This window comes from Arthrobacter sp. SD76 (assembly GCF_049726125.1).
GTDB classification, from domain to species: Bacteria; Actinomycetota; Actinomycetes; order Actinomycetales; family Micrococcaceae; genus Arthrobacter; species Arthrobacter nitrophenolicus.
On record NZ_JBNBLR010000002.1, the window covers coordinates 29,384 to 54,280 of the forward strand.

General features: G+C 60.3%; 20 protein-coding genes and 4 pseudogenes. 11 read left to right on the top strand and 13 right to left on the bottom strand.

From position 1 onward, the window contains the following. Positions 1–9 precede the first annotated feature (9 nt). The 5 genes and pseudogenes from ACPEE0_RS21800 to ACPEE0_RS21820 all read right to left on the bottom strand — a co-directional run bounded on the left by ACPEE0_RS21800 (position 10) and on the right by ACPEE0_RS21820 (position 4,120). Entirely contained in the window at positions 10–1,425 is a 1,416-nt protein-coding gene (locus tag ACPEE0_RS21800; protein WP_424575377.1) for a protocatechuate 4,5-dioxygenase subunit alpha/beta, read from the bottom strand. Position 1,426: 1 nt separating this feature from the next. Continuing rightward, complete coding sequence (locus ACPEE0_RS21805) at positions 1,427–2,362, bottom strand: amidohydrolase family protein (RefSeq protein WP_424575622.1); 936 nt, start codon at positions 2,360–2,362, stop codon at positions 1,427–1,429. A gap of 23 nt (positions 2,363–2,385) precedes the next feature. Next, positions 2,386–3,078, bottom strand: coding sequence for a 4-carboxy-4-hydroxy-2-oxoadipate aldolase/oxaloacetate decarboxylase (ligK, locus tag ACPEE0_RS21810; RefSeq protein ID WP_424575378.1), 693 nt, complete (start codon positions 3,076–3,078; stop codon positions 2,386–2,388). A gap of 15 nt (positions 3,079–3,093) precedes the next feature. Beyond that, positions 3,094–3,671 (bottom strand): annotated as a pseudogene (locus ACPEE0_RS21815) (amidohydrolase family protein). Next, on the bottom strand, positions 3,584–4,120 hold the full coding sequence (locus tag ACPEE0_RS21820; protein ID WP_424575379.1) for an amidohydrolase family protein: 537 nt from the start codon (positions 4,118–4,120) through the stop codon (positions 3,584–3,586). The pseudogene ACPEE0_RS21815 and the gene ACPEE0_RS21820 overlap by 88 nt, the downstream one beginning before the upstream one ends. 106 nt (positions 4,121–4,226) lie before the next feature. Here ACPEE0_RS21820 and ACPEE0_RS21825 point away from each other — a divergent pair, with 106 nt between their 5' ends. Further along, on the top strand, positions 4,227–5,117 hold the full coding sequence (locus tag ACPEE0_RS21825) for a LysR family transcriptional regulator (protein ID WP_424575380.1): 891 nt from the start codon (positions 4,227–4,229) through the stop codon (positions 5,115–5,117). Between the two features lie 9 nt (positions 5,118–5,126). Here ACPEE0_RS21825 and ACPEE0_RS21830 read toward each other — a convergent pair whose 3' ends face one another. The 7 genes and pseudogenes from ACPEE0_RS21830 to ACPEE0_RS21860 form a co-directional block, all read right to left on the bottom strand. Continuing rightward, positions 5,127–5,780: a hypothetical protein gene (locus tag ACPEE0_RS21830; protein WP_424575381.1), complete on the bottom strand. Its 654-nt coding sequence runs from the start codon at positions 5,778–5,780 to the stop codon at positions 5,127–5,129. Between the two features lie 1,357 nt (positions 5,781–7,137). Further along, complete coding sequence (locus ACPEE0_RS21835; protein ID WP_424575382.1) at positions 7,138–7,335, bottom strand: hypothetical protein; 198 nt, start codon at positions 7,333–7,335, stop codon at positions 7,138–7,140. 167 nt (positions 7,336–7,502) lie between these two features. After that, the gene (locus tag ACPEE0_RS21840) at positions 7,503–7,901 is read right to left on the bottom strand and encodes a putative PEP-binding protein (RefSeq protein ID WP_424575623.1); all 399 of its coding nucleotides are present in this window, start codon (positions 7,899–7,901) and stop codon (positions 7,503–7,505) included. Positions 7,902–8,043: 142 nt separating this feature from the next. Continuing rightward, positions 8,044–8,394 (bottom strand): annotated as a pseudogene (locus tag ACPEE0_RS21845) (hypothetical protein); the annotation flags it as partial. A 172-nt stretch (positions 8,395–8,566) separates the two neighbouring features. Beyond that, positions 8,567–9,055: a flavin reductase family protein gene (locus ACPEE0_RS21850; protein WP_424575383.1), complete on the bottom strand. Its 489-nt coding sequence runs from the start codon at positions 9,053–9,055 to the stop codon at positions 8,567–8,569. 12 nt (positions 9,056–9,067) lie between these two features. Continuing rightward, positions 9,068–10,063 (bottom strand): hydroxymethylglutaryl-CoA lyase, encoded by a 996-nt coding sequence (locus tag ACPEE0_RS21855; protein ID WP_424575384.1) that lies wholly within the window; start codon positions 10,061–10,063, stop codon positions 9,068–9,070. 2 nt (positions 10,064–10,065) lie between these two features. After that, positions 10,066–11,307, bottom strand: coding sequence for a CaiB/BaiF CoA transferase family protein (locus ACPEE0_RS21860; protein WP_424575385.1), 1,242 nt, complete (start codon positions 11,305–11,307; stop codon positions 10,066–10,068). A 267-nt stretch (positions 11,308–11,574) separates the two neighbouring features. On the opposite strand from ACPEE0_RS21860, the gene ACPEE0_RS21865 reads away from it, so the two are divergent. The 7 genes and pseudogenes from ACPEE0_RS21865 to ACPEE0_RS21895 all read left to right on the top strand — a co-directional run bounded on the left by ACPEE0_RS21865 (position 11,575) and on the right by ACPEE0_RS21895 (position 19,343). Further along, complete coding sequence (locus ACPEE0_RS21865; RefSeq protein WP_424575386.1) at positions 11,575–13,062, top strand: aldehyde dehydrogenase; 1,488 nt, start codon at positions 11,575–11,577, stop codon at positions 13,060–13,062. A gap of 326 nt (positions 13,063–13,388) precedes the next feature. Further along, positions 13,389–14,021 carry a helix-turn-helix domain-containing protein gene (locus tag ACPEE0_RS21870; protein WP_424575387.1) on the top strand — a complete coding sequence of 211 codons (633 nt, stop codon included), beginning with the start codon at positions 13,389–13,391 and terminating at the stop codon, positions 14,019–14,021. A 7-nt stretch (positions 14,022–14,028) separates the two neighbouring features. Next, positions 14,029–15,470 (top strand): annotated as a pseudogene (gene leuC, locus ACPEE0_RS21875) (3-isopropylmalate dehydratase large subunit). A gap of 1 nt (position 15,471) precedes the next feature. Then, positions 15,472–16,059 (top strand): 3-isopropylmalate dehydratase small subunit, encoded by a 588-nt coding sequence (gene leuD / locus ACPEE0_RS21880; RefSeq protein ID WP_424575388.1) that lies wholly within the window; start codon positions 15,472–15,474, stop codon positions 16,057–16,059. A gap of 92 nt (positions 16,060–16,151) precedes the next feature. Continuing rightward, a complete protein-coding gene (locus ACPEE0_RS21885; protein WP_424575389.1) occupies positions 16,152–16,547 on the top strand; it encodes a winged helix-turn-helix domain-containing protein in 396 nt (131 codons plus the stop codon). 475 nt (positions 16,548–17,022) lie between these two features. Beyond that, entirely contained in the window at positions 17,023–18,165 is a 1,143-nt protein-coding gene (locus ACPEE0_RS21890) for an LLM class flavin-dependent oxidoreductase (RefSeq protein WP_424575390.1), read from the top strand. Positions 18,166–18,353: 188 nt separating this feature from the next. Next, positions 18,354–19,343, top strand: coding sequence for an AraC family transcriptional regulator (locus ACPEE0_RS21895; protein ID WP_424575391.1), 990 nt, complete (start codon positions 18,354–18,356; stop codon positions 19,341–19,343). A 1,202-nt stretch (positions 19,344–20,545) separates the two neighbouring features. On the opposite strand, the gene ACPEE0_RS21900 is transcribed toward ACPEE0_RS21895, so the two are convergent. Further along, the gene (locus tag ACPEE0_RS21900) at positions 20,546–21,172 is read right to left on the bottom strand and encodes a TetR/AcrR family transcriptional regulator (RefSeq protein WP_424575392.1); all 627 of its coding nucleotides are present in this window, start codon (positions 21,170–21,172) and stop codon (positions 20,546–20,548) included. Positions 21,173–21,318: 146 nt separating this feature from the next. Here ACPEE0_RS21900 and ACPEE0_RS21905 point away from each other — a divergent pair, with 146 nt between their 5' ends. The 3 genes and pseudogenes from ACPEE0_RS21905 (at position 21,319) to ACPEE0_RS21915 (ending at position 24,744) form a co-directional block, all read left to right on the top strand. Then, the gene (locus ACPEE0_RS21905; protein WP_424575393.1) at positions 21,319–21,792 is read left to right on the top strand and encodes an NAD(P)-binding oxidoreductase; all 474 of its coding nucleotides are present in this window, start codon (positions 21,319–21,321) and stop codon (positions 21,790–21,792) included. 325 nt (positions 21,793–22,117) lie between these two features. Beyond that, positions 22,118–22,441, top strand: coding sequence for an SDR family oxidoreductase (locus ACPEE0_RS21910; RefSeq protein WP_424575624.1), 324 nt, complete (start codon positions 22,118–22,120; stop codon positions 22,439–22,441). Between the two features lie 138 nt (positions 22,442–22,579). Next, positions 22,580–24,744 (top strand): annotated as a pseudogene (locus tag ACPEE0_RS21915) (glycogen debranching N-terminal domain-containing protein). Positions 24,745–24,897 lie beyond the last annotated feature (153 nt).

Below are 24,897 nucleotides of genomic sequence, written 5' to 3' on the forward strand. Positions count from 1 at the left end.
CCTTGCTGATCAGCTACTCAGGACCGGCGCCGGCGTGGCGTGCTGGGCCACCGGAGCGAGAGATGGCGTGCCTGCTGCCGCCTCCGTAATTGTCTCGCCCCGCTGTCCCGCGTCCTGTCCGGTGGCCGCTGCGGGGTTCGAGATGACCAGGTGCCCGACGGCCGTGTTCGACGCCGGCACGTGGTAGAACCGGTGGTCGACCGAGGGGGCTTGGCCGCCGAACTGGTCGTCCATCGCGCCGCGCGCAATCAGCCAGTCCACAAGCTCGATGCCCTCAGAGCCCGCCTCGTCGACGTACTCCATGTGCTGCCACTCGGTCAGGCCCAGTGGATCGGCGATGAGGTGGTCGAGGAACGCATTGTCCCACTCTTCGTTGATAAGGCCGGCGCGCGGACCCTGCAGCTGGTGACTCATGCCACCGGTGCCCCAGATCTGCACATTGAGCTCCGGGCCGTCCCACTTATCCAGGGCGCGGCGCAACGCCTTGCCGAGCTCGTAGCAGCGACGACCGGAAGGCACCGGGTACTGCACCACGTTGACTGCCAGCGGGATTACCTTGCATGGCCACTCCTCAACGTCGCCGAAAACGAGCGAGAGCGGGACGGTGAGACCATGGTCAACGACCATCTCGTTGACGAGCGTGAGGTCGAAGTCGTCCTGAATGACCGACTGCGCGATATGCGCGGCGAGCTCCGGGTAACCCTTTACATCCGGAACCGGGCGGGGGCCGTAGCCCTCGTCGGCCACGGGGTACTCGAGGCCAGTACCGAGTACGAAAGTTGGGATGATGGAGGAGTCGAACGCCGTCGCGTGGTCGTTGTAGACGAGGATGACGACGTCGGGTGTGTTCTCCTTTGCCCACTTGCGGGTCCACTCGTACCCCTCGAAGACCTTCTTCCAGTACGGTTCCTCGGTTTTGCCAAGGTCCATTGCGGCACCGATCGCCGGGACGTGCGAGGTGAACAGCGCCGAGGTGTACTTCGCCGGTGCGTTCTCACGCACGGTCTCAGATTTCTCGGGAGGCACCGGCGCCGTCCAGCCGTCGAGGTCCTTGGCGCGGTTGCCCTCGGGGCGGCGCCCGCCAGCGAGCATCATGTCACGGTAGGCGGCCTCGGACATGCCCGTCATCGAGCCGGCCATCTGCTGGAAGCTCAGGCCGTGGGTAGCGCCGATCTTGCTCAGGAAGTAAATGTTGCCGCCCTCGGCAATCATTGCGTTAAGGTCCATGTCGAGCACGGCCTGACGCTGCTTCGGCGAGAGCGGCCACTCGTCAAGGTAGGCCTCACGGCCTGCCAGATAACGCTCCCGGTTCTCAGGTTTCATCAGAGACATCGAGAACTGGTTCAGATGGTATCCCTTGCGGGCCATGTCAGCGTCAAAGATGGTCGTGCCGGGAACCTGCTTGTAATGCTTGTCGAGCGCCATGTCATGCTCCTTCGGGCCAGTAGAGGCGACGGGGATTGTCCACGAGCAGGCGCTGCTGGAGGTCCGCCGTCGTGGCGATTTGGGGGATGTAATCGACCAGCAGCCCGTCATCGGGCATGTGGTTCTTGAGGTTGGGGTGCGGCCAGTCGGTCCCCCACAGCACGCGGTCCGGGAACTCCTCGACCACGCGACGGGCGAACGGAACCACGTCGGTGTAGGCGTACTGTTCGCCGTCCAGGGCGCGGGGCCCATTGACACTTAACCGTTCCGGGCAGGAGACCTTGGTCCAGACGTTCGGGTTTTCGCGCATGAAGTGCAGGAACAGTTCGAACTCGGGGCCGTTGGGGTCCTTCGTTACATCTGGCCGGCCCATGTGGTCGACCACGACGTCGGTTTCGATGCTGGAGAAGAAGTCGTAAAGGTCGGGCAGGTCCGCGGCCTCGAAGTAGATGACCACGTGCCAACCGAGTGGCGCGATCTTCGCGACGATCTCTTCAAGCGAGTCCGTGGGGACGCGGTCGACGAGGCGTTTGACGAAGTTGAAGCGCACACCGCGGACGCCGGCCTCGTGCAGCTCGGCGAGCTGCCTGTCCGTTACGTCACGGCGGACGGTCGCGACGCCGCGTGCCCGCCCGTCGCTGCGGTGCAGCGCGTCGACCAGCGCCCGGTTGTCGGCACCGTGGCAGGTCGCCTGAACGATCACGTTGTAGTCGAAGCCGAGCTGATCCCGCAGAGCGAAGAGCTGCTCTGCAGAGGCGTCGCAGGGCGTGTACTTCCGTTCCGGGGCGTAGGGGAATTCCTTGCCTGGACCAAATACATGGCAGTGCGCATCGACTGCCCCCGCTGGCAGGCGGAACGTGGGCTTGGAAGGCCCGTCATACCAGTCAAGCCAACCGGCGGACTTCTCGAAGCCGCCAGTTGTTTCTCCGTGCTCCATGGTCAGGTCTCCGTGCGCCAATTTCAGTCCTCCACATATTCGAGGCCAGCGGCGGCCAGCGGCTCGCGCATCCCGTAGAGATCGAGGCCGAGTACGCCCTCACGGAACTTTTGACGCTTTGACTCTTCGTTGTCCTCGCGCGTCTGGCTGGCCTCAGCGACTGCCCCGACCAGCTCGCGTGGCACCACAATTACGCCGTCGACGTCCGCGACGACGACGTCACCGGGGTTGACGAGCGCGTTCGCCACGACGACAGGGACATTCACCGACCCGAGCGTTGCCTTGACCGTGCCCTTGGCGTTTATAGCGCGGGAAAACACTGGGAAGTCCATCCGCTCCAGGTCTGCCACATCGCGGACACCGCCGTCGATCACCAGTCCCTTGCAGCCGCGGGCGGCTAATGAAGTGGCGAGCAGCTCACCGAAAAAGCCGTCCTCGCTCTCTGTGGTGCAGCCGGCAACGATCACGTCTCCCTCCTGCACCTGTTCGGCGGCGGCATGGAACATCCAGTTGTCGCCGGGCTGCAGTAGCACGGTGACCGCCGGTCCGCAGAGTTTGGCTCCGGTGTAGACAGGGCGGATGTAGGGGCGCAGGAGCCCGACACGGCCCATCGCCTCATGGATCGTCGCCACACCGAACTTGGACAGGCGTGCAACGTCTTCGGCAGCAGGGCGGTCGATTCTTGTGTGGATGAGTCCAAGATTGTTCAAACGCATAGGGGTTCCTCCTCTTTAGAGCACGCGGGCGGTCAGCGCGCGGTCAACACGCGGGTAAACGCGGCGGGCATTGGCTTCGAACACCTGTACCCGCTCTGCGTCGGTCAGGTTCTCGGTGGCATCGACGTACCGCTTCGTGTCGTCAAAGTAGTGGCCGGTGCGAGGATCGATGTCGCGCACCGCTCCGATCATTTCGCTGGCGAAGAGGATGTTGTCCGCGGGGATGACCTTCGTGAGTAGGTCGATCCCGGGCTGGTGGTAGACGCAGGTGTCGAAGAAGACGTTGTTCAGCAGGTGCTCTTCCAGTTCCGGCTTGCCGAGCGCCATGGCGAGGCCGCGGAATCTGCCCAGTGGTATGGGACGGCACCGCCGCCGTGTGGGATGACGAGTTTGAGCTCGGGGAAGTCACGGAACAGGTCGCCCTTGAGCAGCTGCATGAAGGCCGTCGTATCGGCGTTCAGGTAGTGGTCTCCGGTGGTGTGGAAGACCGGCTTGCAGGATGTGCTCACGTGCACCATGGCGGGGATCTCGAATTCGACGAGCTTTTCGTAGATCGGTACCAGGAACGATCGGTCAGCGCCGGCGCCGTCCATTTGCCACCGGATGGATCGGGATTGAGGTTGACGGTGACGGCGCCAAGTTCTTCGACGGCCCGAGTCAGCTCCGCGACGGTGGTCGCCGGGTCCTCGCCCGGCGACTGTGGCAGCATCGCCCCCATAAGGAAGCGGTGCGGGAAGAGCTCGTTCACCCGTGCGCACAGATCGTTGCAAATGCGCGCCCAGGCCAGGCTGACCTCGAGGTCACCGATGTGATGTGCCATGAACGAGGCGCGAGGGCTGAAGACGGTGACGTCACTGCCGCGCTCGTCCATCAGCTTGAGCTGATTCGCCTCGATGGTCTCGCGGATGTCATCGTCGGAGATCTTCAGTTTCGACGGATCAGGGGCCTCACCCCGCCCTTCGGAGAAAGCGATCTGCAGGTCGCGCCAGGCGCCGAGCTGGGCCGGGGCAGTCGTGTAGTGGCCATGGATGTCGATAATCAACGAGTGTCGTCCTTGTCACTTAGAAGGCTTACGCTTCAATGCTCGCAGGACAGAAAGATGCAGTCGAATAGATATTCGCCAGCGCCTCTATAGATAGAATCGATGGATGTCCGTCACCGACCTCAACCAGTTGCGCACTTTCGTGGTGCTCTATGAACTGCGTAGTGTCACCGCAGTCGCACAGCGGCTCCATGTGACGCAGCCCACCGTCAGCTACACGCTTCGCCGGCTTCGAGCGCGGTTCGGTGACGAGTTGTTCCGCCGAGAGGGGCATGACATGGTGCCGACTGCGAAGGCCACGCAATTGTTCGGTCCGCTGCACGAAGCGCTGGCGCAAATCGATGCAACGGTCAATGAAACAGACGCCTTCGAGCCCGCTGGCTTCAGCGGCCAACTGATGCTCGGACTCACCTCAATCGGCGAGCAGACCTTTCTTCCACCCATCATGTCGGCCCTTGCACGCGAAGCTGCCCGCCCGCACCTGCAGACGGAGAGGCTGGATTCGGACCAGGTCGAGGATGGGCTCACGCGGGGAACGATCGACCTTGCGTTGACCGTATCAATGATTAACAGCACTCAGTTGTGGCGCTCGAACGTTCGCGCCGTAGAGTACGTCGCCCTCGTCTCGGAAAAGCATCCCCTTCCGCAAACGGCACCCGACATGTTCGTGGGGCGCCATTTCCTGCGGGTCTCAGCCCGCGGAGGCCACATTTTTCCTCTGGAGGTGCTCACCGAGCACGGACTGATGCAACAGGTGGTGCTGACTGTCGAGGAGTATGCGACCGTACCAGCGGTCTTGAACGCAACAGACCTTGTGGCCCTGCTGCCGCGGCACGTCGCCGAGGTGTTCAACGGCTGGTTCCCCGGCCTACGGATCGCGGACCTTCCGTGGCCGGGCCAGAGTACCCCTGTGTCGCTGTACACCCGGCGCGAGGCCAGCCTAACACCGGTCCAACGGTGGTTCCGGTCGCTGGTTCTGACCGCCGTCCGCGAGTAGGGCCGTGCGTCAACTGCTCTTTCGGTTCCAGCTGGCCTTCGCGGGCGCAAAGGGGCTGCGAACATGGATCGACCACGAAGAGTGCGGATGGATCGTGAGGATGCAGCGCTCATACCAGGCGCACGCCTCTTTAGAGAGCTTCGGCAGCACGGCGTCCTTATCGAGGTCGTCTTCCGGCCGAGGCCGCAACGCCTTCCAAACAAGCTGCACCTCGGGCGCTCCCGTCGGAATGCCACCCAAGTCGATCACCGCGCGGTCCCAAGGCAGCTGCAGCCGCGGGTCCCGCTTGTACACCCAACCGCTGGGCGAACCGTCCTCGACGTTAATCTTCAGCACCCACACGTTCTTCCCCACGTCGCGGACGAGCACGGGATGCACTTCCTCGTCGTGCCGGCTCTCTGCGAACGGTACGAGTTGGTCTTCATCGTGCAGCGCCCACGCGTCGAATCCCGCAGGCAGGCTCGCCATGAGTTGAGGCAGGTCACTGAACACCACACTCACATCGCTGTTGGAGCGGTCTCGAATCGGCTGGCCCAGCCAGCGGTCGAGAGCGGCACCTCCTGAGAGCCACCAACGAACGGGCGACGCAGCGAGCAGGTCTCCGACAGCCTGTGCGGTGAGCGGCTCCCATGTCGTCTCAGCACTTGGCACGGTAGAAGGCATGCATCAAGGGTACCTAAGGGTTGCCCGGCATAGGTCGCGTGCAGGAGGGAGAGCCCTTCACCCTGCCAGCATGGCCTACACCCCAACCTGACGCCGTCCGCTGGCTTAACGGAATATCCGTTATCGGCTTCCAAGCAAGGGAGTAGAAGTAGCTGCGAGAACTCCGGCACTGACGTTTCCCTCAGCACTGGGCTTTTGCTTGACGCTATTCGCCGTACATTAAGCGGGTCAGAAATAGTCCGAGTTGGTTGTCTGGGATGAGGGCAGGTTCGCTGGCAGAATTAGGGGTTTCGCCAGTGTCCATGTAGAGACCTTCCCAGGGGTATGCCGTCAGGCTGCCTTGCCGGTTGGTGTTTCCCGATTTGGCTTCCTTGGCCTGGCCCCAGCCCCGATGTCGGGTTTCACGGGTAGCTGTGGCGTGACCTTGGCTGCCGGACGCGATCGGGAGACGAGGGTGGGTGATACTCATGTGCTTCCTCTCTGAAGCGAATTGCCGGTCGTGATGTCGTGCCCTTGATGTCGCGCTGGGGCGGCGATGGTGAAGGGGCCCGGCGAAGTAGGGCGTTGCTGACAGGGCGCTCCATCGCGGGCGGGGCTATTAGATGACGTGGGGAGCTGATTTGCCGAAATCTGGAAGTGGTTCGAATGTGTCTTCTTGGCGTTGTGTGCTGGCCTCATGCAGGAAGTCGTCCCAGTCCGAGATCGCATGCGCTCTTATACGTGGGGCGGAAGACAAGCACCAGGATAGGGAATGCGACTGGCTGCCATTGACGGGAGTGGCCAGGTTCGCTGGACCCGAATTTCGCCTTTTCATGACAGCACTTCCCAAGTCTGAATGCCGGAATTCTCCGAAAAAATCCGGCCCGTTTCGGCAGCAGCGATGCTTGTCTGGAACGCATGCATAAACATTTCTGAATCCTCCGACGGACCGCAGAACGTGGTCCCGCGGATGCCGATTAAGATGAACCGAACTGATCGGAAGTGTGACTCCAGTCACTTCGATGCTGATAATGCAACGGTATTCCAGCTGTCATTTCGCACACAGCCGCTCCGTGCAGCAGGGTATCCAGATAGGGCAAATCTTTGCACTGGCGCGGACAGTCGATCACCTTGGTTCGAGCAGAAGCTGAATGCTCCTCATAATCAGCCCCCGGTGTATGGCAAAGCGAGCGCGCCCGGGGTTTTCCTCCCCGGGGGTGATCCTTCTGGGGAGGTCGCGACCGGATTCTCAACATCCGACTTTCGGGCTGCTGTCGCAGCTGTTGCGGAAGCATGTCGAGAATTCGGACGCTTTGATATGACGAGGGCTGGTCGGGAGGGTTAGCTTGTAGGGTGACCTCCCGGTTGAAATGCTTTACTAGTGCCGCTTACCCTCAGGGCCGCGGACGGGCTCTGAGGAGCAGTTGACCACGCGCACGGCGTAGCCGTCAGAACGATGGATAAGGCGCCTGGACCAGGTCTCGTCCCTAATCCAGAGGGCCGAGCCGTCTTCCATTTTGGCGTCGACGTATCCACCGATGGCGGCCAGACCTGGTCCGGACAGTACGACAGGCATGCCTAGAAGCGCCTGACTCCAGTTGGTCACGAAATCTCCCAGGGCGAAGCCAGCGGGCAACTCGGTAGCCCAGGCATGCCTCGTCGAAGCCGGAGCGTCAAGGACGTCCCTAATTTCCACGTCTTCCCTTCCGCATATCGATTCTTGCCAGTGGACCAATGGGCTTGTCAGACTGCGAGGGTCTCTGGAACGCTGAGTCGTTGCCAGGTGTCAACGACGGTGTCCGGGCTCAGGGAGACTGACTGGATGCCTTGGCGAACGAGCCATTGAGCGAAGTCGTCGTGATCGCTGGGTCCTTGTCCGCTGACACCAACGTATTTGCCTCGAGCGTTGCATACCTGGATAACCATGGTGAGGAGCTTCTTGACCGACGCGTCTCTTTCATCAAAGCCTTCGGCAACAATGGCAGAGTCCCAGTCGAGGCCCAAGGTTAGCTGGGTCATGTCGTTGGAACCGACGGAAAAGCCATCAAAGAAGTCGAGGAATTCATCGGCAAGCAGAGCGGTGGCCGGCACTTCGCACATGTGTTCAGTCATCACGGCTCTGTTCCTTCGCAATGTTCTGATTGGGAGGCCGCCGCCGCACTCCGGGAAACGGTCGTTTCATTATGGGCCGAGAGGTGCGCAAGGGGGCGGCAGGGGCATGATGCCTTGCAGCGTCCAGGGGCGCGGTCATCAGCAGCCCCAAGAGCGGCGGCTGATCCCGTCCCTAACGCCAAGGCCGGATCAGGTGAAGACTGTGAGATCTTCGTACGGCGGCGGCAAGTTCGGTCAGAGCTGCGCCATGGAGCCGGAGGCGCTGGGCGCCCTTCTCCTCGATCGCGCCATCGGGGTTGAATGCGGTGGAATCCAGATAGATGTCCGGAGACAGGACCTGTGTTCCGAAAAATCCGCTGAGCACATTGCTGAGTTCCCTCGTGCCGAGAAAGTGAGCGGCGGATGCGCCGGTCATCGCGACCATGGTCACGGTGCCGTGCAGCGGACCTCCGGTCTCTGCGGTACTGCGTTCGATCCGCTCCAAAAGCAGCCGCATTGCTGCCGTGTGACTGGCCCGGTAGGTTGGACTGCCGAAACCACGCCGTCGGCGGCAGCTATTTCTGCTAGGACGGTTTCGTCGTCGTGCCGGATGAGTTCCGTTACTGCTCCGGCATCAGCGGCGCCGGCCAGTATTTCGGAAATCATGCGGTGGGTCTAGCCAGGACCGTGTGGACTCGCGTCCACACCCAGGACTTTCAAGCACCGATCCCGACGTAACTTCCCTTGAAGAACAGCAACGGCTCGGCCCCACCGCGGGCATCCATGGCCTTGACGCGGCCGATGACAATAGTGTGGTCGCCGCCGTCGTACTCCTCATGGAGCTCGCAGTCGATCCAGGCAAGGGCGTCATCAAGGATGGGACTGCCAAGCGGGGATGCAGCGTGGCTGACGCCGGAGAATTTGTCGGTTCCGGAGCGAGCGAACTTGCCGGAGAGTTCGCGATGCTCTTCCGGGAGAATGTTGACGCAGAACTTCCCGGTTGTCCGGATTGTCGGCCAGGTGGAGGAGGACCGTGAAGGGTTGAACGCGATGAGCGGCGGTTCCAGTGACAGTGAGGAGAAAGACTGGCAGGTGAACCCGACGGGTCCCTGCTCCGTGCTTGAGGTGATGATGGTGAGTCCTGTGCAGAAGTGCCCGAGAATTTCGCGCATGCGGTCCGGCGTGACTTCCAGGTGCTTGTCCATGATGCTTCTCTTTCAGTGTTGGGTAAGGACGACGTTGTCTGTTGCGTAGGTGAAGCCGATCCGTGGTTCGACCCTTGCCAGGGACGCGGACAGCTCGTGCCCGACGAAATCGGCCACCTCGGCGCTGATTTGCTGTAGCCCGGCAATGTTCAGGCCGGTGTGGATTCCCATGTCTTCCAGGAAGTTGGTGAGGTCTTCTGTGGCCAGGTTGCCGCTTGCGCCCGGAGCGAACGGGCATCCACCCAGGCCGCCGATGGAAGCGTCGAAGTCCGTGACACCTATCAGGAGCCCGGCGAGTACGTTCGCCAGGGCGGTGTCTCTCGTGTTGTGCAGGTGCAGCCCGACGGAGTGTCCCGGCGCCTGTTCTCTTATGGCCTGGACGAGGGCGATGACGCGGTCCGGTGTGGCGGTACCGATGGTATCGCCTAGGCAGATGCGGTCCGCTCCGGCCTCAACGAAGGCCCTCACGATGTCAGTTACGTGCACGACTGGTGTGGGACCCTCGAATGGGCAGTCGAAGGAGATTGCGACAATGACCTCGCAGATTCCTCCGGCGTCGTGGACCATCTTCAGGATGTGTTTGCCTGCATCCACTGATTCTGCGATGGTCTTGCCCGCATTGGCTCTGGCGTGACTTTCCGACGCGGAGATCACGTACTCGAGGTGGGTGATCCCGGCGGCCAAGGCGCGCTTGGCGCCGCCGACGCCGGCAACGAGGGCGCAGAATTCAACCTCTGGCCAGCGGTGCAGTTCCTGGACGAGTTCTGCGGCGTCGGCCAGGGCCGGCACCGCTGTTGGGGACACGAAGCTGGTCACTTCGATGCGCTTCACGCCTGCCGCTACGAGGCCATCGATCATTCGGATCTTTTGGTCAAGTGTCAGGGTGCGTTCGAGCTGCAGCCCGTCCCGGGGTCCCACTTCACGGATATCGACCGTGCGGGGCAGACTATGCCCGGCCGCCGAAGCAATCGACTCCAAGGTAAGGGAAGTGTTCGGTTGTTCGCCCATGTCTAAATGACCTCGCTGTCTGTGAGTTCTTTTATTTCCTGGTCATTCAAACCAAGAAGCCCGCGATAGACGTCGTCGTTGTCGAATCCTGCTTCCGGACGGCCAGCCCAACGGATGGAGCCCTTCGCGCTGGAGAATTTGGGGACGAGTCCCGGTCCCTTGATTGCGCGGCCGACGCGGAGGTCCTCGTGATCGACAAACATTTCCCGGTGGATCAGCTGAGGATCGCTCATGACTTCAGCCACGGTGTTCACCGGGCCGCAGACGACTCCTGCTTCATCGAGCAGGCGAACGATGTCGGAGGCATTCTGGCCGGAAGCCCATTGTGCGACGATGTCGTCGAGCTCGTCCTGATGGCGTCCCCTCGAGACGTGATCAGCGTATCTTGCGTCAAGGGCCAGTTCGGGACGGCCCATGACAGCGCAGAGCCGTGCGAAGACAGTGTCCTGGTTCGCGGCGATGATGACGGGGAGTCCGTCCAGGCTCATGTAGACGTTTGACGGAGCGATACCGTCCAGGCGGGTACCCGAGGGTTTGCGCACTACTCCGGCCCCATCGAAATCCGGGATGGTCGATTCCATGAGTGCAAGGCATGATTCTGTGAGAGCGACGTCAACGACATCCCCCTCCCCGGTGCTGCGGGCCCGGATAAGTGCTGCGAGTATCCCCTGTACTGCGAACAATCCAGCGAATGAGTCGCCCAGCGACAGGGCGATGCGCGGCGGGAGCTGGCCGGGGTATCCGTTGACGGACCTGAAGCCGCTGACGCCTTCAGCGACAGAAGCGTACCCGGGCTTGAGTGCGTCGGGCCCGTCCTGACCGTAGCCCGACACCCTTGCAAGGACCAGCCGCGGATTTTCCTGAAGAAGTACCTGCGGGCCGATGCCCCATTTCTCCAAGGTTCCGGGGCGGAAGTTTTCGATGACGGCGTCGCTCTGGGCCACAAGGTCCTTGAAGATGCTGATGCCGCGCGGCGTCCGCAGGTTGAGCGTTACGCATTTCTTATTCCGAGCATGGACTGTCCAGAACAGCCTGTGGCCGTCGATTTCTCCCTGGCCCCAAGTCCGAAGAGGATCGGGCCGGTCGGATGTTTCAATTTTGATGACTTCAGCACCCATGTCGGCCAGCAGCCTCCCCGCGAAGGGGCCGGCGACCAGGGAGCCAAGTTCCAGAATCCTGATTCCCTCGAGCGGACCGCCCTGCGGTCGCGGCGCGGCTTCGCGCCGGATCGGCAGTGTTCCCATCTACTTTTCCTCCTGTACCCCGAGGGGTGATGTCCATCACTGAGTGTCGTGATGGAGCACAACGCTATGAGGCGGAAGGTGCGCCGGAACAGCCGTTCAACGCGCTTGGACAGCCATTTTCTGCAGGGTTCAGAACCGCAGAACACTTAGCAAAAAGCGGCTGTCCGGCTGCACGGAACGGATAGTGTGACACAACTCTCAGTCCGTACCGTCGTCCAAGAGCTTCATCGCAGAACGGTGGTGTTCAGCTGAAAGGAAGGCAATGAGATGTCGACAACGACGTTGGTTAGGGAGAAGTTCTCCCTGTACATCGGTGGAAAGTTCGTTCCAGGTTCGTCGGGGAAGTCATTCACCACTTCAAGCCCCTACACGGGCGAGGTGTGGGCGGATGTTGCAGAGGGAACCGTGGCGGACATCGATGCCGCCGTGGCCAGCGCCCGGGCCGCACTTAGCGGGCCATGGGGGACGATGACGGGCACCGCCCGTAGCGCCCTGCTGCGCCGGCTCGGAGACGTGATTGCTGAAAACGCTGAGCGGCTTGCCACGCTGGAAGTCAATGATTCGGGGAAGCTCTTCCACGAAATGATCGGCCAGACCCGTGTCCTCCCTCAGTGGTACTACTACTACGCCGGCCTCGCAGACAAGATCGAAGGCCGGCAAATCCCAACGGACAAGCCGAACTATCTGGTGTACACCAAGCGGGAACCGGTAGGAGTCATCGGTGCCATCACACCGTGGAACTCTCCCCTGCTGCTATTGACGTTCAAGCTCGCACCAGCTCTTGCAGCCGGCTGCACTTTTGTGGTCAAACCCAGCGAGCACGCACCAGCCTCCACCGCATTCCTGGCGGAACTATTGGACCAAGCGGGCTTTCCTCCGGGCGTCTTCAACGTCGTCACCGGTGAAAGCCGCGAACTCGGCCAGGCACTGGCGTCGCACCCGGGAGTGGACAAAGTGGCATTCACTGGATCAACTGCCACCGGCGCCCTCGTGGCCCAATCCGCCGGAAAAAACATCAACAAGGTGACGCTGGAACTCGGTGGCAAGAGCCCCCAGGTCGTGTTCGAGGACGCCGACATGGAAGCGGCAGCGAACGGACTGCTCGCCGGAGTCTTTGCCGCCACCGGGCAGACCTGCATGGCCGGCTCCAGGCTTATCGTCCATGAATCCGTCCACGACAAACTCGTGGAACTCATCGTTGAAAAGGCCAACAACATCAAGCTGGGCGACCCGACATCGCCCGAGACCCAGATGGGCCCTGTCGCCAACGAACCGCAGTACCACAAGGTCATGGGGTACATTCAGAAGGCCCGAGAAGAGAAGGGTGTGATCGCCTGCGGAGGGTTCACTCCGGAAGATCTTGGCGGCCTCTTCATCCGTCCGACGATCATCACTGGGGTAAACAGGAACTCGACGGTGGTTAGGGAAGAAATCTTCGGGCCTGTGCTCTCTGTTTACACCTTTGCCAACGAGGATGAAGCCATTGAGTTGGCTAACGACACCGAGTATGGACTGGCCGGTGCGGTCTGGACCAAAGACGTTCACAGAGCCCACCGGGTAGCGGGTGCAATCCGGGCAGGCACTGTATGGGTCAACGCCTACCGGGTGGTTGGTCCGCAGGTTCCATTTGGTGGATTCGGCTCCTCAGGACTCGGCCGTGAAAACGGCATAGAGGCCATCAACGACTACACCGAAACGAAATCTGTCTGGGTTGAACTGACCGGTGCCAGCCGCGACCCCTTCAAATTGGGCTAGATCCACAGGGGACATTGTTTGACCACGCCTGTTGCCGCTCGGGCGAAAAGAACGAACACCTCTGCCCGGCCTTCATCCGGTGGTCAGCGAGGTAGCCGGGGTACCCACCCTCGCTACCTCACTGATCAGGCCGACGCTTCCTATGCCGCCGGTGGAGGAGTTGAACCGCAGCCTCACCCCTGTCGGCGGCACGGAATCCTTCCGTGCCGAGTGTAAGTGCGCTTGCACGGCCCGGCATGGTGAAGTCGTGTGTTGCCCATAGTGTGCGGACGTGAAGTGCGCTGCCGACGCGAGAGAGATAAAACCGCAGATTCCCGAGGGGAACGATGGAAAACTTTGCAGCTGACTTGGTGGGCCAGGCAGTCGAGGACCCCCTCGGCTTCGATTGCGCTTTTGACCGTTCAACGGGGCGGGGAGCGAGCCTCCACGCCTCGGCCCATTTCATGGCCATGGAACTGAATCGTCCCGGGGGAATCACGGAGGAGCCGCTTGCTCTTGAGCAGCTTGAGTCATTTGTCATGAGCAATCTTCTTCTCGCCGCGCCCAACAACTGCTACAGCGAGGATCTCCTGGGCCCATCAGTCACCATCGACCTTGGGTGTCTCCAACCCGTAGTGGATTTCATCAAAGCAAATGCTGGCGAACCGATTACGCCTGCTGAACTATCCAGAGTGGCGATGATGAGCATCTGGACCCTGCATGCGTCCTTCCACCAGTCCCTGGGCATGTCTCCTATGGAATATCTGCGCCGGGTCCGGATCGGGCATGTTCGGGCCGGACTCCTGGCCAACCGCAACCCCGAACTTAAAATCACCGACCTCGCCAACAAGTGGGGCTTTTACCACCCGAGCAGGTTCGCCGCGAAGTACCGGCAGATGTACGGAGAACTCCCAAGCGAGACCTTGCAAAGGCGTACCAAATTCCATGATCGCGGCCTAGGCCGCACCGAACCGAATTGAGTCATCCATGGGCTACACCCTTGCCGAAAAAGTGTGGAAATCACACATTGTTCGTCACGAGGAAGGCAAGCCGGACCTTCTATACATCGATCTGCACCTCGTCAATGAAGTAACCAGTCCCCAGGCCTTCGAGGGTCTTCGACTGTGCGGCCGCAAAGTTCGACGCCCAGATCTGACTCTCGCGGTCGAGGACCACAACGTCCCCACTATCGGGATCGATCAACCGATAGTCGATCTCACCTCACGACTCCAAGTCCAGACACTCCGGGAAAACTGCACAGCTTTCGATATCAACCTGTTCAACATGGGCAGCGAGGAACAAGGCATCGTCCACGTCATTGGACCCCAGCTTGGCCTTACCCAACAGGAATGACGATCGTCTGCGGCGACTCTCATACTTCCACGCACGGTGCCTTTGGTGCACTTGCCTTCGGCATCGGCACAAGCGAAGCCGAGCACGTTCTAGCCACCCAGACACTACCGCTGCAGCCCTTCAAAACAATGGCCGTCAATGTCGAAGGCAAGCTGGCACCCGGCGTGACCTCAAAGGACGTCATCCTTGCCCTTATCGCCCAGATTGGCACCGGCGGCGGACAAGGTTACGTTCTTGAGTATCGAGGTGAAGCCATCAGGGACATGTCCATGGAAGCACGGATGACAGTCTGCAATATGTCCGTGGAAGCGGGTGCCCGGGCGGGCTTGATCGCCCCGGATGCCAAGACCCTTGAATACCTCAGGGGCAAGCCTCATGCTCCATCAGGAGACGGATGGGACTTCGCGTCCGATTACTGGCTCTCGCTGGCGAGCGACCCTGACGCCGTCTACGACGCCGAGGTCACCCTCAATGCTGAACTCATCACTCCATTCGTCACCTGGGGAACCAACCCGGCACAGGCTGTGCCCATTTCCGGCAGCGTTCCGGACCCGAGTGACTTTACGGAAGAACGGGAACGGGCAGCTGCCAGGAAGTCCCTAACGTATATGGAGCTGACTGCCGGCACACCCATGCGAGACATTCCCGTAGATATGGTCTTCCTCGGCTCCTGCACTAACGGCCGTATCGAAGACCTGCGGGCCGCGGCAGCAGTTCTCGCCGGGCACCGCATCAAGGAGGGACTGCAAATGCTGGTGGTCCCTGGCTCAATGAAGGTCAAGGCGCAGGCGGAAGAAGAAGGTCTGGACCAGATCTTCCTTGACGCCGGTGCCGAGTGGCGCTTCGCCGGTTGCTCAATGTGCCTTGGAATGAACCCCGACCAGGTGCCGGCCGGGAAACGCTGCGTATCGACCTCGAACCGCAACTTCGAGGGCCGTCAGGGGCGTGGAAGTATGACGCACCTTGTCTCACCCCCAGTGGCGGCGGCGACCGCCCTACGTGGAACCATTTCAACACCCTCGGACTTGACCGCAGCCGCATCCTCGGAGCTGGCGCAGATCGGAACAGGACACTAATATGCAGAAATTTACCGTCCACACCGGTGTTGCGATGCCCTTGCAGCAGACCAACGTCGACACCGACCAGATCATCCCGTCCAAGTTCTTGAAACGCGTCGGACGGACAGGGTTTCAGGATGCACTCTTCGCGGATCTCCGTAGAGACAGTGCCTTCCCGCTCGACAATCCCCGCTACGCCCGCGCATCAATCCTGGTCACCGGAGCCGACTTCGGCACAGGATCATCCAGGGAACATGCCGTGTGGGCCCTCATGGACCACGGTTTCAAAGTCGTCATCTCACCGAAATTCGCAGACATTTTTCGTGGGAACTGCGGAAAAGCAGGACTGGTTGCCGCGAAGCTGGACCCCGCTGACATAGAGGAAATCTGGAAAGCGATCGACAGTAGCCCTGGTCTCCAATTAACGGTAGATCTTGCCCAACAGAGCATCACCTGCGCCGAACGCACCTACACCTTCGAAATCGATAACTACGTCAAATGGCGCCTCCTGGAAGGACTCGACGATATCGACCTCACGCAACTCGCCGAAGCCGCGATCCAGTCATTCGAAGAGCGCAGGCCCAACTTCCTCCCGGCCGTCCGCTAAAACAGGACCAACTCCCGCGCTGAAGGAAGCCCGTATGTTCCGGCCGGATATTAATGAAAGGACCGTAACAGTGAGTTTCGCTGCGAAGAAGCTTGGAAACGCAGGACCCGTACTGGTCCACTGAACTGACAGTTGCTGCCGCTGTCTACGGCACGGCGGGCCATATTCAAATCATCCGCTTTCTTCGGGCCAACGGACCATCCACAAGGCAAGACATCGCCCAAAGTACCGGCCTGAGCCACGGCGTCGCTGCGCAATGCCTCAACAGACTCAAAAGCGCGGGCGTTGTGATCTTTCCGGCTGAGGATCAGGCCGCCAGAACCTACATCCTTCAGACCCAACGCGCCGCGGACCTCTTTCAAGCGCTGGAAACTTACCTCAACAGCCGACTGCGCGGCCAGCCTGACCAAGCCGAATCCGCCGTCGTGCTGCCACTTCGCGGCCCATCGCGGCGGAGAAAAGAGCATCCCCAGTCGTCCCAGAAGTAGTGACAAATGAGCACGGCATCGGTCGGCTGCCACCCAGGCACCCGGCCGATGGCCGCTGCCGGGACGAAATTCCTGCACAAAGCGGCTACGGGGCTGCACTCAGGGGATATTGTGACCCACCTCTCAGTCAATATCGTCTAGTTAAGAACAACGCAGAACTGCCGGGGTTCTAAGGCCGGACTCTTCAAGACCAAGCGACCCTCGATCTGCTCCTACAGGAACCAGCTGAGGCAAAGCGACGAGATGGGTACCACGCATCCTCACCGCCGCCGATGGCTTCCTCAAAGTAGAGGCAAAGCCGTGAAGTGAGCCGGGACCGGCCCAACCATCTACCGGGAGAAGTTGTTTCACGTACGCGGGGCGGTACGTGAAACAGGACAGAAGAGACCAGTAGCTAGGCGGACCGGTTTGTTCTGTGGCGAACGCACGGGCGCAGCTCGCAATCCAATCAAGTTCCGATAGAAAGAAAAACAAGATGACAATGCCTGCCCACGAGTTGGATACCTTCGGCGTCGGAAACGTCGACATCGAGTCAACTCCCATCATGAACGACCAGAAAATGAAGTTGGGACTCTTCGCGTTCAACTGCAGCGGGGGCATGGTGATGAGCAACGCACCTACAACGTTCAGGGTCACCTGGGACCAACAGGTCAAGATCGCCCAGCTCGCCGACCGCATCGGCTTTGAAGCGATCGTTCCGGTAGCCCGCTGGCGGGGCTTTGGCGGTGACACCAATTTCAACGGCGTTTGCTTCGAGACCTTCACCTGGGCTGCCGGACTCGCCCAGGCTACCGAGCGCATCCAGGTCTTCACCACCACCCACCTGCCCACGGTGCACCCCATTGTTGCCGCCAAGGCCGCAACAACAATTGACCACATTTCGGGCGGGCGGTACGGAATCAACGCCGTCATGGGTTGGTTTCCCCCGGAGATGGAGATGTTCGGGAAAAAGCAGCTCGAGCATGACGACCGCTACAAGTACGGAGCCGAGTGGCTGGACTTCGTACAGGAACTCTGGACCAAGCCGGGCGAGTTCGACTTCAAAGGCGACTTCTTCAACGCCACCAACGTGGAGGCATACCCCAAGCCGTTGGCAACGCCGCGTCCGGCACTCATCAATGCCGGAACATCCCCCGCAGGCCTGGAATTCTCCGCGAAGTACGTTGACGTCAACCTCACGGCCCTGGACAGCCTGGAGAGCATGCAGGAACACGCCACCAAGATCAAGACGCGCGCCCGCGAGGGCTACGGCAGGAAGATCCAGGTGATGACCTACGCACTCGTTGTGTGCAGGGACACCGAGGAAGAAGCCAAGGCAGCCCACCGGCAGATCATCGAGGAAGGCGACTGGGCCGGTGCACGGAACGTGATGAGCGTCTTGGGCATGGAAAGCGCATCGTTCCAGGCTCAAATCGAAAAGTACCAGGAAAGGTTCATCGCCGGCTGGGGCGGAATCAACATCGTCGGCACGCCGGAGCAGGTAGTCGAGCAATTCCGTGAACTCTCCGAAGCCGGCATGGATGGCGCCTTCCTTGGGTTCCTGGACTACGAAAAGGAACTGGAGCACTTTAACGAAAGGGTGATGCCCCTGCTCAAAGAAGCAGGACTGCGCTACTAGCAAAACCCGGTTCACAGCAGGGTCGGGAACTCTCCCATCCACGTGTCGGGGTGGGAGTTCCCTGCCCGGCCTAGGTCTATGCGCTAATGGATCGTGGGCCGCCTAGAATTTAGAGGAAGGGGGACCTCGAAAATTCCAACCAGACGTTCGACACCCCCGGCTTGGTACAAGGTCAATGGAGCCCCTTGATGAAGCAGATACTCCAACTACTCGATAAGCATCCTGTCATGCACACTACAGACCTGGATGCTGCCCGCGAAGCTGTCACGGGCGTCTACCTCCCGAACGTGATGAAGACCCGGGACGACAAGCAACTGGACGTTACGCTAAATGCCTGGGGCGGGCACGACCTGACCGTTGGTTACCTGACCTACCAGTCCGAGACCCGACTGACAATGCCTGCTCCAGAGGAGTTCTATCATCTGAACCTCACCCTGGCCGGCGGCACTGAAGGGTTCAGGGCCGACGGGAAACGCGCCGAGACCTCCCCCGGCAGGACGGGCCTGTTTCTCCTGCCGCACCTGGGCACAGACCTCATCTGGTCGCAGGAAGCCGAACAAATCATCCTGCGCTTCTCGCGGCCAGCGATGGAAAATTTTGCAGCCGACATGATCGGTCAACCGGTAGAAAAACCAATCGACTTTGACTTCGGCTTCGATCTCTCGACCGGCCGCGGAGCTAGCCTGCTGGCCTCCGCCCAATTCCTAGCTGCCGAGCTGAATCGTCCGGGCGGTATCGCAGAGAATCCGCTAGTCCTAGAGCAGCTCGAATCGTTCCTAATGAGCAATGTCCTGATGGCCGTGCCGAACAACTACAGCGAAGGACTCCTAAAGCCGGCGCCGACTGTGAACCTTGGCAGGCTCAAACCAGTAATCGAGTTCATTGAAGCCAACGCGGATGAACCGCTCACCCCATCAGAATTGGCCCGGGTAGGGCTCATGAGCATTCGAACCCTTCACGCATCCTTCCAGCAAACGCTCGGCACCGGGCCCATGGAATACCTTCGGCGGGTGCGGATGGAAAGGGTACGGGCAGAACTTCTGTCCAACAGGGACCCCGACCTGAGGATCACCGACGTCGCGACCCGCTGGGGTTTCTATCATGCGAGCAGGTTCGCTGCTAGATACCGGCAAATGTACGGCGAGCTCCCCAGCGAGACACTGCAGCGCCACGCATGAACGTCCACCGGTTGTTGGTCTGTAGTAGTTTCCAGTGCGGGTGCAGGGCACACCGATTGTGGCACTGGTTGAGCTAGGTTGACCGTCCGGGTGCTCGCGGGTCAGCCCCAATGGCACTTGGTCGTTCAGGCGACGGGAAAGGTGTTTGGTCCATGACAGGTCACGACAATTCGCGCTAGCGCTCTTGCATCCCTCCGCGATGCAAGAGCAGTCACTGCTTCTTCGATGCGCGCTACATGGCCTGGCTACCAACTGCGGAGATCGCTGCCTTTGCCAATACTTCTCTTTGGGTGGCATCGAATGCTTGGGGCTAAGCTGAGGGCTTTTGTATCGGCACATGCGTGCGGTGGGTGGGGCTGATCCCAAACCAGCCGACAACACGATCATCAAGTCATGGCGGGAATCAGCAGAATCTTGCCTGTATCGCCGGTCAGCACCTCAACGGCTTCGTCTGCGCTTTCTAGGGGCATCCTGTGAGAGACCAGGGCGCTGAGGTCAAGGCGCCCTGACCCGACGGGCAGCATCAACTGCTCCTAACTGTCTCAAAGGCTGCGTCCGGAGATGCCCCTGAGGGTGATCCCCTTTTTGCTGATGACGGCTGCGACAGACGTGGTTCGTGACGGAATCCTCCAATTGCCGCCAAAATGTGATCGCTCCTAGCAACAGCATTGAAGCTCCGAGGTGACGTCCGGCGACAACGTTGAGGTGGCGAAGCGCGACAGCGCTTATCGACTCCTCGCGGGAGCACACCGCGGGTCCACTCCCAGGGCCCGATCTGATGCTGGTGCCCGGCCCTGATGATGGTGACGACGACGCCGAACGGCGCTCCGCATAACTGGGTGGCCAACCTGACAAGATTCTGGAGTGCGTTCACGCTGGACAGCAATGGGTAGTCAAGGGACGGGACGACTCCGTACTCCAGCAGTTCAAGATCACGACCGACGTCACTGCTGAAAGCCAGTCCTGTGAACCTGTCACCCCCGGGCTGTTCTGATTCTCCCGCGATATCCGCACCAAGTAAGGCAGGCGCCCAAATAAGACAGCAGTTACAACACAACCAACTCAGTTTAGGGATTCACTGTTATCGACGGTTGATTCGTGAAGCAGAAGCGGATGCGAGTACTGCCGTCTCTCGAGAATTCGCCGTTTCGAAGTCGCTCCTCGCCCATCCTTCTTCGGTCTGCGGGGACGTCGGTGAATCGTCAGCCCGCTCCTGCTGGGAGCATTCGCTCCCCTGCTTGACCCATTTTCCGTAACCGTTCAAGGCTTACTCCATCTCGGGATCGAAGAGCCATGCCGTCAAGAATGGCATTCAGGGCATCGGCCAGGGCAAGAAGGTTTGTTTCACCGGGGAGTTGACCATCATTCACGGCATCCTTGAGTCGACCGTGAATGTGGCCCACTCCGTCAGCGCGAACTTTTTCGAGTGCTTTGGCTACATCTGCTGAGGCCGGAGACATTCCCACAGCTGACAGTGTGACAAGGCACCCCTGCCTTCCGTCCTGGGCGGACATGATCGTCGCGCCAGTATCGAAAAGCTGGGAGAACGCGTGACGGACATCAGGCTCTTGCTTCAACCCGCGCCAGACGGGGTCCCAGTAGGTTCGCTCGTAGCGGTCAACTGCCTCGAGGAAGAGTTGGGCTTTATTTCCGAAGGCCGCATAGAGGCTTGGGGGCCGAATCGACATAGCGTCGCAAAGATCGCTGATGGAAGTGGATTCATATCCGCGTTCCCAGAACAAATCGAGCGCGGAGTCTAGGGCCGCGGCCCTGTCGAATCCGCGAGGACGACCTGGCGACTTCACAGTACGGGTCGACGAATGCTCCACATCAGAACCTTCCTTCTTCCAATTTGACCGGTTCTATAGTAGTCGCTACAGTCATTTCTGTAGTGCTTACTACAGAACAATTTTCCGTTTGCCCTCTCACGGCGTTGGCTAGCGTCCGCATGCAGGGGTCAGAGAAGGAGTAGCGCATGAAAGTCTTCCAGATCGGTGCTGCCGGAGGCGTCGGCCAGCGCCTGATGAAGCGGCTCGCGGCCGCGGGGGATGCACCAACTGGGATGCACCGCGCTCCAGAACAGGCACAGAAAATCGTCGGCTTTGGCGGTACCCCCGTCAGCGGTGATCTCATCGCCGATTCTGTCGATGAACTCTCGGCCAAGATGGAGGGCCACGGTGCAATCGTGTTCTCCGCCGGCGCGCACGGAACCGGCCAGGACAAAACCACCCTCATTGACGGCAAGGGACTTGAAAAAGCTGCTGATGCGGCCTCTCGGGCTGGAGTTCGACGGTTTGTACTCGTATCCGCCTTTCCGGAATCGGAACGGTCCGGGGGGCTGGGTGAGGGCTTTGAACACTACATGCGTGTAAAGAAGTCCGCAGATGTTTATCTTGCGAACACAGCACTGGATTGGGTCATCGTGCCGGCCTGGGCTACTCACCGATGAGCCCGGCGACGACCTCGTCACTGCCGGGCCAGCCATCGAATACGGCCCCGTCCGCCGGGACAATGTAGCCGCCTTCATTGATGCCGTACTTCACCAGCCGTACCTAAACAGGACCATCATCGAGCTCACTGACGGTACTACCCCCGCATCCGAAGCTGCCGCGAATTTAGCTTCCTTTGGCAAGAGCCGCAGCTAATTGAGAACAGCAAGCACAACCATCTCTAGTCAAACGGACTTCCCCGGTGCTGAAGGGCACTACCTCCTTCAAATCGGACAGTAAGGAACTCTCACCACTAACTATTTACGAGGAAAACCGCAATCATCACTGGCGCGTCCTCCGGCATCGGCGCGGCAAAGCGCAAAGGCACTTGCCGCCGAGTGCGTCCAAATCATCGCAGCGGGCCGCAACCAAGAACGCCTGAACGAACTGGCAGGAGATCCACAGGGGCGGGGCGAGGCAACAGGCCGCGTCACGGACATTACGGCACTTGAAGACGCACGGGCTCTGGGTCCTTTCGCGCTGGACACCTTTGGCACGATCGATATCCCTATCAACAACGCTGGCCTCATGCTCTTCTCACACTGGTCTGACTTGGCTATTGATTACTGGGAGAAGATGATCGATACCAATATCAAGGGCTACCTCTAAATGAGCCCTCGGCGTCCGCTTTCGCGCCCTGATCTGGCGTCGAGAAGCAGTCAAGCGTAGCGTCGATTTATCCGATGACGATACCGGAAGGCCAGCTGGACCGGTTGCCGTACCCTGCAGACGTTGGAGGGACCTGACTTGGCGGGATGGAATGCCGATACAGCCGCGGGGCCGCTTGGTCCTGGGCAATTACATTAGTGGAGGGGTCATCCTTCTGCATCTCTGTGCCTAATGGGGACATATATCCAGGGCACTCGCATGGCGTTTTTGTTCAGGACACCCGCGTCCTTTCGGGCTGGAGCCTAACTGTCAATGGTCAACCACTGGAATCATTGGGTTGCGAGACGAAGGAGCCCTACAGGGCGCTTTTTGTCGGCCGAGTTTCCCTCTCCGAGAGCTATGCAGACAGCCCTCTGATTGTGGAGCGGCTACGCGAAGTCGGAGCTGGCCTCGTAGAGCGGATTACCATTCACAATTATTCCCTAACGATGGTCACATGCGAGATTCGACTCCACGTTGAAGCCGATTTCGCCGACTTGTTCGAGGTGAAGGAAGCGCGTATTCAACGGCACTGGGATGAGATTCGTCAGCAAGATGGCGAGTCGCTGGTCATTCGGGCAGTTTGGCAGGACGTTAGCAAGGCTGTCGTCATCAGGGCCTCTGGTGCTGACATCACAGCAGAGGCTCTGACTTATCGGGCAGTCGTGGCGCCACAGGCTGACTGGACGACAGAGCTGATGGTAGTGCCAGGGGCCGGCATAGTTGCTCCCGTAAAATCCTTCCTGCATTCGGACGCCGGCGGCCTGTCTCCGAGTGATCGACGTCGGGAACAGTGGGTGGCGAAGATCCCGGTGGTAGAGATGGGGAACCACTCCATTGAGCGGATCCTGCAACGCAGCTATGACGACCTGGGCGCCCTCAGAATTGAGGATCCGGAACATCCCGACCGTGTCGTAGTAGCCGCCGGGGCGCCATGGTTCATGACCCTGTTTGGACGCGACTCGCTGCTCGCCTCGGCAATGGCCCTGCCGGTGGACCCGTCCTTGGCTTTGGGAACACTGCAGACTTTGGCTGATCGTCAGGGCAAAGTGGTGGACCCAGTAAATGAGGAGGAGCCAGGCAAGATCCTCCACGAAGTTCGGCTGGACGTATCCAGCGGGCTCGCCTTGGGCGGCAAGTCCGCCTACTACGGCAGTGTCGACGCGACACCGCTTTTTCTCGTCGTCCTGGGCGCGGTTAGCCGCTGGGGTTTCGCGACGGACACCATCACCGCCTTATTACCTCACGCGGACCGTGCGCTGGAGTGGATCCGGGACTACGGAGACAAAGACGGCGACGGGTTTGTTGAGTATGAGCGACTCAACAACCGCGGGCTGGTAAACCAGGGCTGGAAGGACTCATGGGACGGGATCAACTTTGCGGACGGCCGTCTGGCCGAGCCGCCCATCGCACTCTGTGAGGTGCAGGCGTACGTCTACACGGCCTATTTGTCCAGGGCATGGATTGCGTACGATGCCGGTGATTTGTCACTGGCCCAACAGCTTGCTGATCGCGCCGCCGTGTTGAAGGAACGCTTCAACGAGCAGTTCTGGATGCCCGACCGTGGGTACTATGCCGTCGCGTTGGATGGGAAGAAACAGCCAGTCGACGCTTGCGCATCCAACATGGGGCACTGCCTTTGGTTTGGCCTGGTGGATACAGACAAGGCGCCACTCGTAGCTGAACGCCTGATGTCTCCGGAAATGTTTAGCGGCTGGGGGGTACGGACTTTGTCCAGCGACATGGGCGCCTATAATCCGGCGAGCTACCACAACGGGTCAGTCTGGCCGCACGACAATGCGATCATAGCCGCCGGCCTCATGCGCTACGGCTTTGTAGAGCAGGCGCAACGCATCGCAACGGCCTTGCTGGAAGCGGCGGAGTACTCTAACGGCAGGCTGCCGGAGTTATTCTGTGGCTTCGCTCGGGACAAATTTGCGCAGCCTATTCCTTACCCCACAGCTTGTTCACCACAGGCTTGGGCAGCAACCACACCGATTCAACTTGTGATGAGCTTGATGCAGTACGATGCCCACATTTCCCGCGGTGGCGTGTGGCTCAATCCATTTCTCCCGGAATCTTTCGGTCCTCTCCACATTTCCAACGCGCCCGTCGGCCGCGGTCGCGTTACGATCGATATCGCCGGATCAACAGCCTCCGTCCGAGGACTACCTGAGGGGATAACGTTTCATCGAGGGCACCGGCCATGGTGGAACGAGCTGATCGAGCAAGCCCAGCTACCCCGAAAGCAAACTCCAACTTAGCCGAGTGAGAACCCTGATCCCGTGAATATCGAAGACTTGAACGGATGGATACCCCGCTAAAGATTGTTCCGAGAATAACGGGTCTCGCATCAACGACTGGGTTGCTGCCCGCGGGTCGGGTCGCCGCCCGAAACGCCGCACTGATCGTTCGCG